At 48.6% G+C, this 17,659-nt stretch carries 19 protein-coding genes; 3 read left to right on the top strand and 16 right to left on the bottom strand.

Translation table 11 applies throughout. From position 1 onward, the window contains the following. The first annotated feature begins 54 nt into the window (after positions 1-54). Positions 55-792 carry a 23S rRNA (guanosine(2251)-2'-O)-methyltransferase RlmB gene (rlmB, locus tag XMG48_RS02495; protein ID WP_173480474.1) on the top strand — a complete coding sequence of 246 codons (738 nt, stop codon included), beginning with the start codon at positions 55-57 and terminating at the stop codon, positions 790-792. Here rlmB and XMG48_RS02500 read toward each other — a convergent pair. The 13 genes from XMG48_RS02500 to accB form a co-directional block, all read right to left on the bottom strand. Further along, on the bottom strand, positions 784-1,932 hold the full coding sequence (locus XMG48_RS02500; protein ID WP_173480475.1) for an acetate/propionate family kinase: 1,149 nt from the start codon (positions 1,930-1,932) through the stop codon (positions 784-786). The two genes, rlmB and XMG48_RS02500, sit on opposite strands and share 9 nt — an antisense overlap. Before the next feature lie 2 nt (positions 1,933-1,934). After that, positions 1,935-2,873, bottom strand: a complete 939-nt coding sequence (locus XMG48_RS02505) for a bifunctional enoyl-CoA hydratase/phosphate acetyltransferase (RefSeq protein WP_173480476.1) — start codon at positions 2,871-2,873, stop codon at positions 1,935-1,937. 9 nt (positions 2,874-2,882) lie between these two features. Beyond that, the gene (locus XMG48_RS02510; protein WP_173480477.1) at positions 2,883-3,248 is read right to left on the bottom strand and encodes a histidine triad nucleotide-binding protein; all 366 of its coding nucleotides are present in this window, start codon (positions 3,246-3,248) and stop codon (positions 2,883-2,885) included. 15 nt (positions 3,249-3,263) lie between these two features. Beyond that, entirely contained in the window at positions 3,264-3,836 is a 573-nt protein-coding gene (locus XMG48_RS02515; RefSeq protein WP_254443541.1) for a LysE family transporter, read from the bottom strand. Between the two features lie 72 nt (positions 3,837-3,908). Continuing rightward, the gene (locus tag XMG48_RS02520; RefSeq protein ID WP_173480479.1) at positions 3,909-4,952 is read right to left on the bottom strand and encodes a YeeE/YedE family protein; all 1,044 of its coding nucleotides are present in this window, start codon (positions 4,950-4,952) and stop codon (positions 3,909-3,911) included. 150 nt (positions 4,953-5,102) lie between these two features. Beyond that, entirely contained in the window at positions 5,103-6,386 is a 1,284-nt protein-coding gene (purD, locus tag XMG48_RS02525) for a phosphoribosylamine--glycine ligase (RefSeq protein ID WP_173480480.1), read from the bottom strand. 21 nt (positions 6,387-6,407) lie between these two features. Then, the gene (gene purH / locus XMG48_RS02530; protein WP_173480481.1) at positions 6,408-7,985 is read right to left on the bottom strand and encodes a bifunctional phosphoribosylaminoimidazolecarboxamide formyltransferase/IMP cyclohydrolase; all 1,578 of its coding nucleotides are present in this window, start codon (positions 7,983-7,985) and stop codon (positions 6,408-6,410) included. Positions 7,986-8,008: 23 nt separating this feature from the next. Continuing rightward, the gene (gene fis / locus XMG48_RS02535; RefSeq protein ID WP_173480755.1) at positions 8,009-8,278 is read right to left on the bottom strand and encodes a DNA-binding transcriptional regulator Fis; all 270 of its coding nucleotides are present in this window, start codon (positions 8,276-8,278) and stop codon (positions 8,009-8,011) included. A gap of 37 nt (positions 8,279-8,315) precedes the next feature. Then, entirely contained in the window at positions 8,316-9,290 is a 975-nt protein-coding gene (gene dusB, locus XMG48_RS02540) for a tRNA dihydrouridine synthase DusB (protein WP_173480482.1), read from the bottom strand. Between the two features lie 413 nt (positions 9,291-9,703). Then, complete coding sequence (locus XMG48_RS02545; protein WP_173480756.1) at positions 9,704-10,438, bottom strand: DUF3426 domain-containing protein; 735 nt, start codon at positions 10,436-10,438, stop codon at positions 9,704-9,706. Positions 10,439-10,454: 16 nt separating this feature from the next. Next, a complete protein-coding gene (gene prmA / locus XMG48_RS02550; RefSeq protein WP_173480483.1) occupies positions 10,455-11,345 on the bottom strand; it encodes a 50S ribosomal protein L11 methyltransferase in 891 nt (296 codons plus the stop codon). Between the two features lie 71 nt (positions 11,346-11,416). Next, positions 11,417-12,760, bottom strand: a complete 1,344-nt coding sequence (gene accC, locus XMG48_RS02555; RefSeq protein WP_173480484.1) for an acetyl-CoA carboxylase biotin carboxylase subunit — start codon at positions 12,758-12,760, stop codon at positions 11,417-11,419. Between the two features lie 28 nt (positions 12,761-12,788). Continuing rightward, a complete protein-coding gene (gene accB, locus XMG48_RS02560; protein WP_173480485.1) occupies positions 12,789-13,244 on the bottom strand; it encodes an acetyl-CoA carboxylase biotin carboxyl carrier protein in 456 nt (151 codons plus the stop codon). Between the two features lie 336 nt (positions 13,245-13,580). Here accB and XMG48_RS02565 point away from each other — a divergent pair, with 336 nt between their 5' ends. Then, positions 13,581-14,624, top strand: coding sequence for a DUF2333 family protein (locus XMG48_RS02565; protein WP_173480486.1), 1,044 nt, complete (start codon positions 13,581-13,583; stop codon positions 14,622-14,624). A 3-nt stretch (positions 14,625-14,627) separates the two neighbouring features. Continuing rightward, entirely contained in the window at positions 14,628-15,395 is a 768-nt protein-coding gene (locus XMG48_RS02570) for a ParA family protein (RefSeq protein WP_173480487.1), read from the top strand. A 4-nt stretch (positions 15,396-15,399) separates the two neighbouring features. On the opposite strand, the gene XMG48_RS02575 is transcribed toward XMG48_RS02570, so the two are convergent. From XMG48_RS02575 to XMG48_RS02585, 3 genes are all read right to left on the bottom strand, one after another. Beyond that, positions 15,400-15,960 (bottom strand): hypoxanthine-guanine phosphoribosyltransferase, encoded by a 561-nt coding sequence (locus XMG48_RS02575; RefSeq protein WP_173480488.1) that lies wholly within the window; start codon positions 15,958-15,960, stop codon positions 15,400-15,402. A gap of 102 nt (positions 15,961-16,062) precedes the next feature. Then, on the bottom strand, positions 16,063-16,596 hold the full coding sequence (gene ppa, locus XMG48_RS02580) for an inorganic diphosphatase (RefSeq protein WP_173480489.1): 534 nt from the start codon (positions 16,594-16,596) through the stop codon (positions 16,063-16,065). 80 nt (positions 16,597-16,676) lie between these two features. After that, positions 16,677-17,657, bottom strand: a complete 981-nt coding sequence (locus XMG48_RS02585) for a class 1 fructose-bisphosphatase (protein WP_173480490.1) — start codon at positions 17,655-17,657, stop codon at positions 16,677-16,679. Between the last annotated feature and the right edge of the window lie 2 nt (positions 17,658-17,659).

A 17,659-nucleotide genomic window follows, 5' to 3' on the forward strand; every position in this document is an offset into this window, starting at 1 on the left:
GGCTATTTTTTTCAGTTGCACGTCGGTGCGCCTTTAACTCTAAGGTAAAAGAGAATGAAATTGGATCAGGTATTTGGCATTCATGCTGTCACAACGCTGTTAAACCGTGACCCTGAGAGGGTAAAACGCCTCTTTATTGTTCAGGGACGCGTTGATCCGAAAGTAGAGAAAATTCTAGCCCTAGCTGCCCAGGCCGGTGTTCATGTTGAGACTATCAGCAAACATCGTTTGGATGAGCGTGTCGATGGTGTTCATCAAGGGGTGTTGGCCGAAGCTAAACCTCTACCCATTCTGGGTGATAAAGAGTTGTTTAAGCTGATGGATGAGGTTGACCAAACACCTCTTCTGCTAGTGCTTGATGGGGTTACTGACCCTCACAACCTAGGTGCATGTCTGCGTACCGCTGATGCGGCCGGTGTCGCAGCTGTCATCGCCCCTCGTGATAAATCGGCGCCATTAAATGCGACAGCGATTAAAGTTGCTTGTGGTGCAGCGGATGCAGTGCCCTATTTTCAGGTAACCAATCTCTCGAGAACGCTTAATCAGCTTCAAGAGCGTGGAGTGTGGATTGTCGGAACGGCGGGTGAAGCGAAAGGTTCCATTTACCAAACAGATCTAACCGGCCCATTAGCGCTTGTGATGGGCGCTGAAGGCAAGGGGATGCGCCGCTTAACACGAGAGCAGTGTGATCTGTTGATTAAAATCCCAATGGCGGGCGAAGTCTCCAGTTTGAATGTCTCAGTAGCAACCGGTGTTACCCTGTTTGAGATCGTCAGACAGCGATCAAACTAGCTGCGTCGCGTATTTGGCTAGCATCCACTCCTCATCCGTAGGGACGACCTGCACTCTGACTTTGGATGATTCAGTGGCAATCTCAATTTGGTTGCTCTGGTTTAGTTTGTTATCGATCTCTAGGCCTAGCCAAGCCAGTTGACTGCACACCTTTTCTCGAATGAGTGGGGCATGTTCGCCAACGCCAGCAGTGAAAATGACTCTGTCTAATCCACCCAATATTGCGGCTAACCGACCAATCTCTTGGGTAATGTGATAGCAGTAGTAATCGACGGTGAACTTCGCTTCCTCTAAATCTGATTCGAGCAGTGTTCGCATATCACTGCATAGACCTGAAAGACCCAGCCAGCCACTCTGTTTGTAGAGCAATTCCTCCAGTTGGTCAGCACTCATTCCTTCACGCATTAGATGAATCATCACGCCAGGATCTAAATTGCCTGTTCGTGATCCCATCGGTAAGCCATCAACTGCTGAGAAGCCCATGCTCGACGCTCTAGAGACACCGCCCAACATGCCGCAAGCCGATGAGCCTGCTCCTAAGTGTAGAACGACGGTTCGCTCGTCTGGGTTTTCACAGAGTTGTTGTGAGTCTGCTATGTAGGCATACGACAGCCCATGAAAACCGTAGCGGCGTATACCCATGTCACGGATCGATTTAGGCAGTGCATAGCAAGTTTCAAGCTCCGGTTGGTGAGCATGAAACATCGTATCGAAAGCGACCACATTAATTGAGCTTGGGTGCGCGGCTCGCACCTGTTCGATTAGGCGTAGATTGAATGGCTGGTGCAGCGGGGCCAGTGGGTTAAACGATTTTAGTTGAGTAATCAGAGCATCATCGACAAGGGCTGGTGCCGTGAATAGTCCACCTCCATGAACCACTCGGTGAGAGACTATCAGTTCGTTCTCTACCAAATTGAACTGCTCAAAGAGTCTGTCGACAACGGCAGCATGGATGCTGGCAGGATCGGTATTGTCGAGGTCAGTAATATCGACACCCTTGCCATCAATCTTTAGAGCTAAATGGGCTGAACCTACGCCGGATAAGGAAGCTTCTCCAATCTTGGATAAAAGCTCGTTATGTCGAGTGTAGAGAGCCGCTTTAAGACTCGAAGAGCCGGCATTTAGCGTCAGAATGTTCATGACTATATCTTGCGGCCGTGGTGCACCATGTAAGAGGCAAGGGCGCAGCTTGCGAGCCGTGCGAGAACACCATCAGCACGGCTTGTCAGAATGATCGGTACTCTAGCGCCTACTGCGACACCGGCTGACTGAGCTCCAGCTAGATAGATCAACTGTTTAGCAATCATATTGCCGGCTTCAAGATCAGGTGCCAGTAGAATATCGGCTTCACCGGAGACTGGAGAGTTTATATGTTTATCGATCGCAGCCTGTTTTGATATGGCGTTATCAAAGGCGAGAGGACCATCCAAAATCCCACCAGTGATCTGGTTGCGATCGGCCATTTTACAGAGGGCAGCAGCATCAATGGTGCTCTGCATGTTCGCTTTCACCTTCTCGACAGCCGCTAGAATGGCTACTTTGGGGTGTTCATTCCCTAATGCATGCGCAAAGTCTATCGCATTCTGGATGATATCCTTTTTGGTATAGAGATCAGGAACAACATTGATCGCCGCATCAGTGATGATTAAGGGTTTGTGATAGTTAGGTACGTCAAACACAAACAGATGACTTAAACGTCGCTCTGTTCTGATGCCACTCTCTTTGTGTAGAACAGCTCCTAGCAGCTCTGAAGTGCCCAGTGAGCCTTTCATCAACGCTTGTGCTTCACCCCGTCTAACAATGTCACAGGCGACTTCAGCCGCTTCATGACTGTGTTCAGTATTGATGATCTGAATACCACTAAGATCGGCATTAATCTCCTCACTAGCCTGACGAATCTTATGTTCGGGGCCAATTAAAATAGGGTTGATTAATCCCTGTTTAGCCGCTTCAAGTGCGCCAGCTAAGCCATTACCCTCCACAGGGTGGACGACAGCAGTGGTAATGGCTGTTGTCTGTCGAGCCTGTTCAATAAAGTACTCGAGTTGATTATTGGAGGGTAGATCTTTTATGACAGTCATCATACAGCCTTAAAGTGGTTGCTTAAGTGTATCGCTATACGGTGGCCACCCCATCGCTTTGCCGCCTAATAGATGAAGGTGAATGTGGTAGACCGTTTGCCCTCCATGTTCGCGACAGTTCATGACAGTACGATAACCATCTGATGAAAATCCTTGGTCACGTGCAATCTTTGCAGCCGCCAGTTGAAGATGACCTAAGGCTTCAAGATCCTCTGATGTCGCATCATCGAGTGTGGAGATATGTTTCTTTGGAATCACTAGGGCGTGGAATGGCGCTTGTGGGTTGATGTCACGAAACGCGATGACATGCTCGTTCTCATAAAGTTTTTCAGCAGGAATATCGCCTGCAACGATTTTACAAAATAGACAGTCCATAATCTCTCCAAGTTCTTAAAGGGTTGCTGATGACAATACCAGACCCGCCAGTACCAGTGCACTCCCTGAAACTCTATTTAACCAAGCTCTGCCCTTAGGATCTTGCACAAAGGTTCGTAAACGCGCGGCGATCCCTGAATAGCCCGTCATTACCACCCAATCAACCATAACGAGCGTCAGTCCAATTATCCACAACTGCAGAGCTTGGGGTTTAAAGGGATCTAAAAATTGGGGTACTAATGCTAAAAGAAAAACCATCCCTTTTGGGTTAGAGATGTTAACAAAATAGGCTCGTATAAACCGCTCCCTCTTTCGTAAAGGATCTGCATTATGCAGTTCGAGATTAGCTTGCGATCGAATAATCTGAATGCCCAGCCAGATAAGGTAGGCCGCGCCTATATATTTAATGACTGTAAATAGAATGGGTGAGGTTGCAATGAGAGCCCCTAACCCTAGTGATACCACCAGCATCTGGGTGCCATAGCCACAAATGAGCCCAAACACCGCAGGTGCTGCACCTCGCAAACCATTTGAGAGGCCAAAGCTCACAGCAGTAGCAAAGCCAGCGCCAGGGGAAAGCGAAATCATAATGGCTGCGCCTAATAGGGCAAGCCAGAGTTCAAAGGACATACAAATTGCTCAGTCGTTAGAGCGGATAATTTAGGCTGTCTCGCGACGGTAGTCGAGTACCCTGTCAGTGATACCAGCACTTAGCCACATAAAGAATAGAGCTACCCAAGCGGTTAGAGCCATAACTGCTCCACCAGTAACACCAGCTCCAACTGCACATCCGCCTGCAAGCATACCACCAAAGCCCATGAGACCGGCTCCAACCAAATAGCGTGAAAGGCCCGTCTCTTCGGTAAAGGTTTGAATTTTGAACTCTTTTGTTATCCAAGAAGCCAAGAATGAGCCCGCAAATACGCCGACAACAATGCCAATATCGAACGACAGAGGTACCTCTGGTTCGTTGATCAGTGCCATTAAGGTATCGGCCGATGGCCCAGTGAAACTGACGCTTTTCACTGCGATAATGTCAAAGGAGTTAACGGCATGCCAAGAGGTCAGTGCCCAGCCCAGAGCAACACTTAATCCGACCATGACGGCGCCAAATTGCCAGTAGATACGGGGTGAGGTTCTTTTCGCCAAATAGAAAGCGGCGGCAAATAGCATAATACCGAATCCTAATGCCCCAAACTCTGGGAGCCAAAGTGACAGATCACGTGATGATCCATCGATTAGCCACCAAGATGAGATCTCATTTCTGGCTGGAGATAGAATGCCTCTCAGCGCGGCTTGCGAGACAACGGTGACTACCAGTCCTGCAATGAGGGCACGTAGGTTACCGGTCGCGGATAGAACAAGAAGGCGGCTCGCGCAGCCCCTGGCCATAACCATGCCAATACCAAACATGGATCCACCAATAATGGCCCCAGACATAGAACCCGTGGTAACCAGCTGTCGGATGCTGCTTTTCTCTAGGTTTCCGTTAAGCATCAGAAGCTGAGTTAGGATAAGCGCTGTCGAGAAGGTAAAGAGCCAAATGGCGAATTTAGGACCAGGCTTGCTGCGCCAGAACTCAATACAAGCAGCGCGTAGACAGAACCGACTCTGCTGAGCAAAGACACCAAACACCAATCCGGTGATCAAACCTAAAAGAACGGCAACCTCTCCGCTGGAGTAGGCATCTAAAAACTCGGGCATAGTCGTCTCTTATACAAGGGTAATTTCATTATATTGCCTTGATCACTGCCGAAGTGCGAGAAGTTTGGTTGGATCTGTTGACGGATATCAATGCCGGCCAATAGGCAATAAAAAAGACCCCGAAGGGTCTTTAATAGTTCAGGTTGATGTTCAACCGTTTTCGCGGGCAATCGCTCGGTAAGCGATATCGGTGCGGAAGTAGGCATCTTTCCAGCTTACTTGCTTTAGAAGTTCGTAAGCGCGTGCTTGTGCGTCGGTTACTGTGTCGCCAAGTGCAGTGACACAAAGAACACGACCGCCGGCTGTCACGACATCATCACCATTTAGGGCTGTGCCTGCGTGGAAGATTTTGCTGTCAGCTGGAAGTGATGCAGGAAGTGAAATCACATCGCCTTTGTTGTAATCACCAGGGTATCCACCGGCAGCCATAACAACGCCAATGGATGGACGAGGATCCCATTGAGCGGTTGTTTTGTCGAGTTCGCCCTTAAGCGCAGCTTCACAAAGTTCGACAATGCTCGACTGTAGACGCATCATGATTGGTTGTGTCTCTGGGTCACCAAAGCGGCAGTTGTACTCGATTACTTTAGGTGTGCCATCGGCTGCAATCATTAGGCCTGCATATAGGAATCCAGTGTATCGGTTACCCTCTGCAGCCATACCGCGAACGGTTGGGTAGATCACTTCGTCCATGATGCGCTGGTCGATCTCTGGTGTAACCACTGGAGCCGGAGAGTAAGCACCCATGCCGCCAGTGTTAAGGCCAGTATCACCATCACCAACACGTTTGTGGTCTTGGCTGGTTGCCATTGGCAGAACGTTTTCGCCATCGACCATGACGATGAAAGAGGCTTCCTCGCCATCTAGGAACTCTTCAATAACAACACGGCTACCGGCATCGCCAAAGGCATTTCCGGCAAGCATATCTTTGACAGCATCTTCAGCCTCTTCAAGTGTCATCGCGACGATAACGCCTTTACCCGCTGCTAGGCCATCCGCTTTCACAACGATTGGCGCGCCTTTCTCACGAAGGTAAGCAAGTGCTGGTTCGATCTCTGTGAAGTTTTGGTACTCTGCCGTTGGGATCTCTTGGCGTGCTAGGAAGTCTTTAGTAAACGCTTTAGAGCCCTCAAGCTGTGCAGCGCCTGCTGATGGACCGAAAATTGCTAGGCCTTCTGACTGGAAGTAATCCACGACACCATCGACTAGCGGTGCTTCAGGACCTACGATGGTCAAGGCAACGCCGTTCTCTTTAGCGAAGTTGGCAAGAGCAACTTTGTCCATGACATCGATCGCGACGTTTTCAATACCAGCTTCAATCGCTGTACCTGCATTACCTGGAGCAACAAAGACAGTATTTACACGTGCATCTTTAGCGGCGCTCCAAGCTAGCGCGTGTTCACGGCCACCTGAGCCAATTACTAGAATATTCATATCGTTCAATCCCTTTAACGCTTAGTGGCGGAAGTGGCGCATGCCGGTGAATACCATCGCCATGCCATGCTCATCAGCAGCATCGATAACCTCTTGGTCACGCATTGAGCCACCTGGCTGGATAACCGCTTTGATACCCGCTTCTGCTGCAGAGTCAATGCCATCACGGAATGGGAAGAAAGCATCAGATGCCATCACCGAACCAGCAACTTGTAGGCCTTCATCCGCCGCTTTGATACCCGCAATTTTAGCTGAGTAGACACGACTCATCTGGCCTGCACCGATACCGATAGTCTGGCCATCACGAGCGTAGACAATGGCATTCGATTTAACGAATTTAGCCACTTCCCAGCAGAACAGTAGATCGCGGATCTCCTGTTCAGATGGTTGACGCTTAGTGACAATTTGAAGCTCAGATGCGTTCACCATGCCTAGATCACAATCTTGCACCAGTAGGCCACCGTTGACACGTTTGTAATCGAAAGCTGCACCAGGCTGTGCCGCAAATTCACCACACTCAAGTAGACGAACATTGGGTTTAGCGGCAACGATTTCGGATGCCTGAGCGCTCACTTTTGGAGCAATGATCACCTCGACAAATTGACGATCAACGATCGCTTTTGCTGTTTCTGCATCAAGTTCGCGGTTGAATGCGATGATGCCACCAAATGCTGAGGTAGGATCTGTCTGGAAAGCGCGGTTGTATGCTTCCAGAATGTTGCCGCCAATGGCGACACCACAAGGGTTAGCATGTTTAACGATGACACAGGCAGGCTCTTTGAAAGGCTTAACGCACTCAAGTGCCGCATCAGTATCGGCTACGTTGTTAAACGAGAGCTCTTTACCCTGAAGTTGACGAGCGGTTGAAACGCTGGCTTCAGTTGCGTTCTCTTCAACGTAGAAGGCTGCACGTTGGTGTGGGTTTTCACCGTAACGCATGTCTTGAACTTTGACGAACTGAGTATTGAAAGTGCGTGGGAAGGTCTCTGGCTCTTCCACACCCACTCGAGCACCAAGATAGTTTGCAATCATGCCGTCGTAAGCAGCAGTGTGTTCAAACGCTTTAACAGCAAGGTCAAAACGGGTGTTGTAGTTAAGACCCTTGTTGGCTTTAAGGTCAGCGATGATTGAATCGTAGTCAGAAGCGTTAACGACAATTGCGACATCTTTATGGTTTTTGGCAGCAGATCGAACCATGGTTGGGCCACCGATATCGATGTTTTCAATGGCCATCGGAAGATCACAATCTGGACGTGCGACGGTCTCTGCAAAGGGGTATAGGTTGACAACCACCATGTCGATTGGGTTGATGCCATGCTCAGTCATCACCGCATCATCAGTACCGCGACGACCCAAGATCCCGCCGTGCACTTTAGGGTGAAGGGTTTTAACGCGGCCTGCCATCATCTCTGGAAAACCCGTGTAGTCTGAGACTTCAACGGCTGCGATGCCTTCATCACAAAGCAGTTTGTAAGTGCCGCCAGTTGATAGGATTTCAACGCCTTGAGCAGTCAGTTCACGGGCAAAATCTACGATGCCAGTTTTGTCTGACACGCTGATCAGAGCGCGACGAATAGGAGTGTATGAGTCGTTAGACATGAGGCTTTCCATTTTTCAGAGATTTAAAGAAGATCATACTGCTTCAACTTTTTGCGAAGCGTGCCGCGGTTCAGGCCAAGAAGCTCTGAAGCACGGGTTTGGTTATCTTTGGTGTAGCGCATAACAGCTTCAAACAGCGGTGCTTCTACTTCAGTCAACACCATTTGATAAACATCACTTGCGGGCTGTCCATCTAACGTCTTGAAGTAGGTCTCAAGTGAAGATTGAACACTCTCACGCAGTGTTGGTGTCTGGGTTTCTGTTGTTATTTCAGAGATATCGAGATGTTGCATTGTATCGTTACTACTCACTACTACGGTTACCTAAATATTAAGCAGCTTGGGCACGATCAAAATATTGATCGAGGGCGTTAAGCTGCTCTTCAGCTGTTTCCAACTGATTAAATTCTTTTCTAAAGCCAGTCACATCGCTAACTGATTGCAGATACCAATTAAGGTGTTTTCGGGCGATACGAACGCCCATTAACTCTCCATAAAACTCGTGCAGAGCTTTCAGGTGGCGATTAAAAATAGAGTGTATTTCTGAAAGAGTGGGTGGCGCTATTTTTTCACCATGACGCAGATAATGATCAATCTCTCGCAAAATCCACGGGGTGCCTTGCGCTGCACGACCGATCATGACTGCATCAGCACCGGTGTAATCCAAAACAAAACGCGCTTTTTCTGGGGTGGTGATATCGCCATTAGCAATGACAGGGATGCTGATGTTCTCTTTAACGGATTTAATGGTCTCGTACTCAGCGTCACCAAGGTACTTATCTGACCGGGTTCTTCCATGAACGGTCAGCGCGGCTATACCAGCTTGTTCAGCCATTTTGGCGATGGTGAGTGCGTTGCGATTGTCTGGAGACCAACCAGTCCGAATTTTTAGGGTCACTGGTATATCGACTGCATTGACCACGGCTTCCAATATAGATTCGACCAGAGGTTCATCTTTCAGCAGTGCTGAGCCAGCTGCTTTATTACAGACTTTTTTAGCCGGGCAGCCCATATTGATGTCGATGATTTGTGCGCCACGCTCTGCATTTAACTGAGCAGCTAATGCCATCATCTCTGGATCGCCACCCGCAATCTGTACGGAGCGAGGCTCCGCTTCGCCTTGATGGTTTAGGCGAAATGAGGACTTGCGTGTGTGCCAAAGATTTGGATCTGACGTCACCATCTCTGACACAACAAGGCCTGCACCCAGTTCGCGACAGAGTTGTCGAAACGGGCGATCAGTCACACCAGCCATTGGGGCTAGAGCAACTTGAGTGTCAAGGCTGTATGGACCAATCTGTAACATCAAAAACCTGCCACAACGAGGGTGTAACTCCAATGAATTGGAATGTCCGTCGTTGGTTATGAAGGGCGCATATAATACTCTTCACGGACCGAGGGTCCAAGACGTTTTTGAATAAAAAATGATCAATTTTGGGGTTGACAGGCTAACTAGGGAACCTGCGAACAAGTCCATAATTTCTCAGCGTGATCTGAAACATTCAGATACAAGGCGGATTGTGCAACTAATGGCCATCGCCTTTAGTCAGCGATCCAACGCTGTAGATGGATGTTTCAGGTCGCGCCCTACGGGGCTTACAGTCAAATCCATCCTCTGCGTTCTGTTTTCTCGACTTAGCCCGCTAGGCCTTCAAAAACACGCCTGGATGACAAATTTGACTGTAAGCCTGAGATGTCATGGACTTATTCGTAGGTTCCCTAGCGTTGGTTGAAACGGGCTTCAGAAAGGTTCGCTTCAAAAGAGGCGATCGCTTCATCCGGTTTGGTTATGGTCAGTTGAATTTGAATGGGGAGTTTTGGGCTTAAGCGCTCAGCGTTGATGCCAAGTTCTAAATACTCATTTGGATCAAATGTGCGGCGGCTGATCAATTTGCCTTGTAGATCTTTTAGAGAGAGTTCAACCGCCGGATAGGGCTGGTAGAGGGTAGATTGGTTGTTGATTCTCAGTGTCACTTCAAGTGCATTGGAGTAACGAGGGTGTTCCCTCACTAGGGTCTGTTCAATCGCCAGTAGAGCCAGCCCCTCTTTAGCACTTAAATCACAATTTATCTGACTGCACGCAATAATGTAGAAGGGTCGTAAGCTGGGGTGTGCATTTAGCCTAGCTCGTTCAAACCAGAGGTACTGTAAGGCGCCGAGTACTGTGCATAAAAGAAGAATTAGAATCATTGATGCCGTTTTGAAAGGCGACTCTGGTTGAGAATTAAATCGCTCAAGTACGATTGGCTCAGCATCTAGCTGAGCGAATTGTGCTCCGGTGGATGTCTGTTGAGGCTGTTCAGTTGCTGTAGCGGGTGTTCGATCAGCACGCCCATTTTCGGCATCAAAAATAGAGAGGCAGTTGCCGCAGCGAACGCGACCATTAGCCAGGCGCAGTTGACCATCAGTCACTCTGAACTTGGCTTGGCACTCTGGACACTCTGTTACAAACATCTATCCCTTCTCAACCTTAACGTTTGCGACCCGTTAAACGAACCCACTCCTCTTTGGTTGATGGGGGTTCCATATCAAACCACTCGGAGTAGGTGCCAATCAATTCATCCGCTTGTTCTATCAGAAGCCCCGATAGAATTAACTGACCACCTGATTTAACCAATTCGGCCAGGGTGGGAGCAAGCTCTTTCAGTGGTCCGGCGAGTATGTTGGCAATGACTAAATCGACCGCTTCTGATTCAAAGCTCTCTGGGAAGAATACCGGTAAACGTTCTTTATCTAGACCGTTTCTGACAAGATTGTCTTGAGTGGCGGTTAACGCTTGCGGATCAATATCGACGCCTGACACTGCGCTTGCACCCAAAAGAATGGCGGCAATGCCCAAAATACCACTACCGCAGCCATAATCGATAACCGATCTGTTCTGTAGTGGCTCACTGGCGAGCCACTCTAGACAGAGTGCAGTGGTTGGGTGGGTACCTGTGCCAAAGGCTAGTCCAGGATCGAGCATCAGATTGACTGCATTCGCATCAGGTACTTCAATCCAGCTTGGGCAGACCCAAAAATGGCTACCGAACTGCATCGGGTGATAGTGAGTCATCCACTCTCGTTCCCAATCTTTGTCCTCAAGAATTTCTGCCTTGAACTGTATTGTATCGCCACCCTTAACGGAGAGTTTTTGCTCGTTTAGAAAGGTAAGTGTCGACTCTAAATCATGCTCTGCTGCAAACAGACCGGTTATTACGGTTGTGCCCCAGAGCGGAGTAGTCCCTAATTCAGGTTCGAAAATAGGTTGATCTTTTGCGTCCTCAAAGGTCACGGCAGCACAGCCCGCTTCAAGAAGTAGATCTTCGTAAAACTCTGCAATATCAGGATTTGTAACAACTTTTATCTGTAGCCAAGGCATTCTTTTGAGCTCGTAATTTAAAGACAACAAAGCCCGCAACAGTGCGGGCTTTGATTAGGACGTAAGTTAACTTACAGGCCTAATTTCTTTTCTAAGTAGTGAATGTTAACACCACCCACTTCGAAATGGGTATCACGCATGATTTCGTGGTGAAGTGGAATGTTGGTACGAATACCATCAATGACCATCTCATCCAGAGCATTGCGCATGCGCTGCATTGCCACTTCGCGATCTTCACCATAAGTGATCAACTTAGCGATCAATGAGTCGTAGTGAGGTGGTACTGTGTAGCCCGCATAGAGGTGCGAATCAACACGGATGCCGTTGCCGCCTGGCGCATGGAAACCATTAACTTTACCCGGTGATGGCATAAAGGTTTTTGGATCCTCTGCGTTGATACGGCATTCGAAAGAGTGGCCACGTAACACGACATCTTCCTGTTTGATCGATAGTTTTTCACCAGAAGCGATACGCAGCTGCTCTTTTACAATGTCGACACCGGTAACCATCTCTGTCACAGGGTGTTCAACCTGAACACGAGTGTTCATTTCGATGAAGTAGAAGCCACCATCTTCGTACAGAAATTCAAAGGTGCCTGCACCGCGATAGCCGATCTCAATACAAGCATCGACACATGACTGCAGTACTTTTGCGCGTGATTCTGGGTCTAGGTGAGGTGCTGGTGCCTCCTCAACAACCTTCTGATGGCGGCGCTGTAATGAACAGTCGCGATCGTAAAGGTGAATCGCATTCCCTTGTCCGTCGGCTAATACTTGGATCTCTACGTGGCGTGGGTTCTCAAGGAACTTCTCCATGTAGACAGTATCATCACCAAAGGCAGCCTTTGCTTCAGACTTAGTCACTTGCACAGCGTTGACTAGGTGAGCTTCTGTATGAACAACACGCATACCACGACCACCACCACCGGCAGCGGCTTTGATGATTACAGGGTAGCCAATACGTTTTGCAATTTTATAAAGCGTATCGTTGTCGTTCTCTGGCAGTGGTCCGTCTGAACCAGGTACGGTTGGAACACCCGCTTTCTTCATCGCTTCAATGGCTGACACCTTGTCACCCATTAATCGTATGGTTTCAGCTTTAGGGCCGATAAATGTAAAACCTGACTGCTCTACCTGCTCAGCAAAGCCTGCGTTTTCAGCGAGGAAGCCATAGCCAGGGTGGATAGCCACTGAATCAGTGACTTCTGCCGCTGCAATTAGGGAAGGGATGTTTAGGTAACTTTGAGCAGATTGAGCTGGGCCGATACAGACCGCTTCATCAGCAAGACGGACGTGCATCAAATCACGATCAGCCTGTGAATGAACAGCGACGGTTTTAATGCCTAACTCTTTACAAGCTCGCATGATACGTAGCGCAATTTCGCCACGGTTTGCGATCAGAACTTTATCCAACATGATGGAATATTCCTCTGTTGATTAGAGTTTAGGCAATGACAACGAGTGGTTGATCAAATTCAACCGGCTGACCATCTTCAACAAGGATGGCTTCAATCACGCCACTCTTGTCTGCTTCGATCTGGTTCATCATCTTCATCGCTTCAACGATACAGATGACGTCACCCGCTTTAACCGTTTTGCCCACTTCGATGAATGCCGGAGCACTTGGCGCTGGTGAACGGTAGAAAGTACCCACCATTGGTGAGTTAACAGTATGGCCCGCTGGCGCTGCAGGTGCGGCTTCTGCTGCAGCAGGTGCAGTGGCTGGAGCAGCAGCGGGTGCTGCTGCGGCAACGACAGTTGCAGGTGCTGCTACTGGAGCTGCAACGATAGATCCACCACGGCTAATGCGAACAGACTCCTCGCCCTCTTTGATCTCGATTTCATTGATGTTTGACTCTTCGAGAAGTTCGATCAGTTTTTTAACTTTACGAATATCCATGATGTGCTCCTGTAGCGCAGTTAAGTAATAAATTGTTGGGATATGGCTGTTAATTGCATCGAATAGGCAGATATCTATTAACAGAGCCCTATAAGGTTAAGTTTGCATGAGACTAAAGGGGGTTGTCCAGCTGAAAGTTGCGAAAATGGTGTGAATTTCGGCAAATTTAACGCTATCTACACGTTAATTGTCTATTATTTGTGCAAAATGGCTTTTGATATTAAAACGAGGTTGTTTTAAGCAACTTATCGATGGATTGACCCAAGGGGCTGTACAGGTCATAGTGCAGTGCAGCATTTGTATTTTTGTGATGCTTATTTACGCAAAAGGTAGTGTATGAAAGGTCTATTTAGAACTCTGTTGGATCTCCTTGATCGTCTTCGGGAAGGGCTCGGAGTGAAGCGCTTTTATCTGTTGCTGGCGCCTCTGGCAGCCTACTCACTGGTGGTGGTTGTATTGGGCTTTCTCTGGAGCTGGACTCCAGCTGAATTTGATGTGAAGCAGTTGACTGAAGCTAGCGCTGCCGAGCGAAATGAAACGGTGGTGGTCGGCAGTTACACAACCGCTACACTGATCGAACTGACAGAGTCGCTTCTTAACAAGCCAGGTGGCTACCTCTCCAATGATCGTTTTCCGCCGGGTGTTCTTATGGATAACCTGCCTAATTGGGAATTTGGTGTGCTTGTGCAGATTCGTGACCTGAGTCGAGCAATGCGCAAAACCTTCAGTCGTTCTCAGTCGCAGTCGACTGAACAGAAGGATCTAGCCTCTGCGGAACCCAAATTACACTTTGATAATAACTCTTGGTTGATACCGTCAAGTGAAAGTGAGTATCGAGATGCGTTGGTTTCATTAAGAGCCTATCAAGGCAAACTCTCTAGTCAGGATGAATCACAGGCGCAGTTCTATGCTCGTGCCGATAACCTTCAAGATTGGTTGGGCGACGTTTCAACTCGCCTGGGTAGTATTTCACAGCGCTTAAGTGCCAGCGTTGGGCAGCGCCGTATTAATACCGATCTCGCCGGCAGTCAGGGGGGCGCCCAAGCAACGGCTCAGCCCTCAGAGTTAGAGATACAAACGCCTTGGAGTGAGATTGATGACGTCTTCTATGAAGCGCGTGGAACTGCCTGGGCTCTGATTCATATTTTACGTGCTATCGAGTTGGATTTTGCACAGAGTCTTGAGAAGAAGAGTGCGGTCACCTCGTTGAAGCAGATTGTTCGTGAACTAGAGGCCACACAGGGCACCATCTGGAGTCCCATTATTCTTAACGGCACCGAATTTGGATTTTTAGCCAACCACTCTTTGGTGATGGCTTCGTACATTTCCCGTGCTAATGCAGCCATTATTGATTTGAGAGATCTTCTCTCCCAGGGGTAATTTATGCGTCGAGTTATTTTCAACCAGAAAGGTGGCGTTGGTAAGTCGAGTATCGCGGTCAATTTGGCGGCTATCAGTGCAGCTCGCGGACTTAAAACGCTAGTGATCGATTTGGATCCGCAATGTAACTCAACACACTACCTGTTGGGTGATGACTCCGATGCGCCAGAGCTCGATGTACAGAGTTTCTTTGAGTCGGTATTGAGCTTTCAGCTGAACAAAGTGGCCGAACAAGATTACTGTTTTGCGACCCCATTCGATCATCTCGATATTATTCCCTGTAACCCGAATTTAGGTGATTTGCAGTCGAAGTTAGAGTCGAAACATAAGATCTATAAGCTTAGAGATCTGTGTGACGCTCTGGATGACCATTACGATGCGATCTACATTGATACGCCGCCAGCGTTTAACTTCTTTTCGCTCTCCGCACTTTGCGCCGCTGAGCGTTGTTTGATCCCCTTTGATTGTGATGAGTTTGCACGCCAAGCTCTTTACAGCCTACTGCATAACATCAACGAAACGCGTGAAGATCATAATGAGCAGTTGGTGTTGGAAGGGATTGTGGTGAATCAGTTTCAGCCACGAGCGTCGCTGCCTAGGCAGATCATTGAATCGCTCGTGGAGCAAGATCTGCCGGTGCTAAACGCCAAGCTACCTGCGTCAGTGAAAATGAAAGAGAGTCATATGCTGGCTAAACCACTGGTTCACATGGCAGCCAAACATAAATTGACTGAGGCATTTAACCTACTGTTTGATGAGATCAATCAGTAGGTTACTAAAGACCTTTGACTGCAAAGATACCGGGTGCGTTGCGCCAGTAGCCTTTGTAATCAAGTCCAAAGCCAAAAATGTAGCGATCCGGTATGGTTAGACCGGTGAAGTCTGCTTTCATCCCAGGCACGGCTTTGCGATCGTGTATTTTGTCGATCAGTACGACCGATGCCACGCTTTTAGCTCCACCCTCTTTGAGGTGATTCATCACTTCGTGAAGTGTGTGTCCCTCATCTAGGATGTCGTCGACCACTAACACATCGCGTCCCTGATAATCGATCATCGGTGGAACCTTCCACTCTAGTTCGTGGCCAGAGGTCGTGTTGCGGTAGCGAGTCGCATGTAGGTAGCCCGCTTCGAGAGGGAACTCTAAGCGAGTCAGTAGCTGACCGCAGATAACAAGACCGCCGTTCATTATCGTGAAGATGACAGGATCGCGATCAGCATATTCGCCGGTGATCTCATCAGCAATCTTGTCGATCGCTTGGTTGACTTCAGAGTTTGAAAAGAGCAAGTCTGATTCAATGTAAACTTGCTTGATTTCGTTAATATCGGGGCGGCTCATGTTAGCTCCAGAGCGGTTAAACTTGACTGAATCGACAAGTTTAACCTGTTACATACAAAAAAGCCCGACCCGCAGAGCGGATCGGGCTTTTTAATTATCTAATTACTTAGCTGCTTCGTAAGCTTCAGCTGATTTGATGATCGCGTCGCGAGCTGCAGCAGCGTCAGACCAACCTTCAACTTTAACCCACTTGCCTTTTTCAAGCTTCTTGTAGTTCTCGAAGAAGTGAGAGATTTGATCTTTCAAAAGTGGCGACAGGTCATCAACGTCATGGATGTCGTTGTAAGCCTGGCTTAGTTTCTCGTGAGGAACAGCAACCAGTTTCGCATCTTCACCCGCTTCGTCGGTCATGTTTAGAATGCCGACTGGACGACAGCGAATAACAGAACCTGTCATGACTGGATGTGGAGTCAGTACAAGTACATCTAGAGGGTCACCATCGTCAGCTAGTGTGTTGTTTACGTAGCCGTAGTTCGCTGGGTAGAACATTGGCGCAGCCATGAAGCGGTCAACAAAGATAGAGTCAGAGTCTTTATCGATCTCGTATTTTACAGGCGAGCTCTCAGCTGGGATCTCGATGATAACGTAGATGTCGTTTGGCAGGTCTTTACCCGCTGGTACTTTTTCAAAGCTCATGTTGTTTCCCTATGAACGTTTCATTAATTTCTGCGGCGCATTATAGGCACCTTGGTAATATAACTAAATGCTACTAAGCGCTATTTTTCACTTTTCTTACGGTGGTAGGCTTTCAACATCTCTACCTCCTGTTTTGAACCTAGCGCGACGGATACACGTTGGTGAATGTGCTCTGGGCTAAGATCCATAATCTCTTCGTAACAGGTCGAAGCGACGCCACCAGCCTGCTCGATAAGGAAACTCATTGGGTTGCCTTCGTACATCAGGCGTAGTTTGCCCGGTTTGCCCGGATCGCGTGAGTCCCATGGGTAGGTGAAGATGCCCCCACGGGTCAGTAGGCGATGCACTTCGGCCACCATAGAGGCCACCCAGCGCATGTTGTAGTTCTTCTCGCGAGGACCCTCTTCGCCAAGCAGTAGATCGTCGATGTACTCTTGCATCTGAGGTTCCCAGTGACGCTTATTCGACATGTTGATCGAAAATTCGCTGGTCTCTTCAGGAATTTTGACCGACTCCTCTGTCAGGATAAAGTCACCGGTATGAGCCAGCGTGAACATGTTAACGCCGCTACCAGTGGTTAGGGCTAATACTGCAGAAGGCCCATAAAGCACGTATCCTGCCGCCACTTGCTTACGTCCTGGCTGGAGGAACTCATTGGTGTCCTGTTTAGCCCAAGGTTTTGGGGCTTCGATGATTGAGAAGATCGTGCCAACCGAGACGTTGATGTCGATGTTTGATGAGCCATCCAGCGGGTCAAAAGTTACAAGGTAGCGACCATCACGAGATCCCCAAACTGGCTCCTCTTCCTCTTCTGAGGCAACGCCACGAACAAGTCGATTATCCAGAAGGACTTTTTTAATGATGTCGTTAGAAACGATATCGAGTTTCTTTTGGGTCTCGCCCTGTACGTTAGTCAGAGTGCTGGTGCCCAAAACGCCGGCCAGAGCGCCTTCGCGAAGCTGCAATGCAACCTCTTTACAGGCGATCATTAAGACTTCGATCACCTCTACAAGGTCTGCATCGGTTTTGTTGTGCTTTAGGAAGGAGCTCAGTAACTGCATTA

It is taken from the genome of Marinobacterium sp. xm-g-48, assembly GCF_013282925.1.
In the GTDB taxonomy this organism is placed as follows: Bacteria; Pseudomonadota; Gammaproteobacteria; order Pseudomonadales; family Balneatricaceae; genus Marinobacterium_E.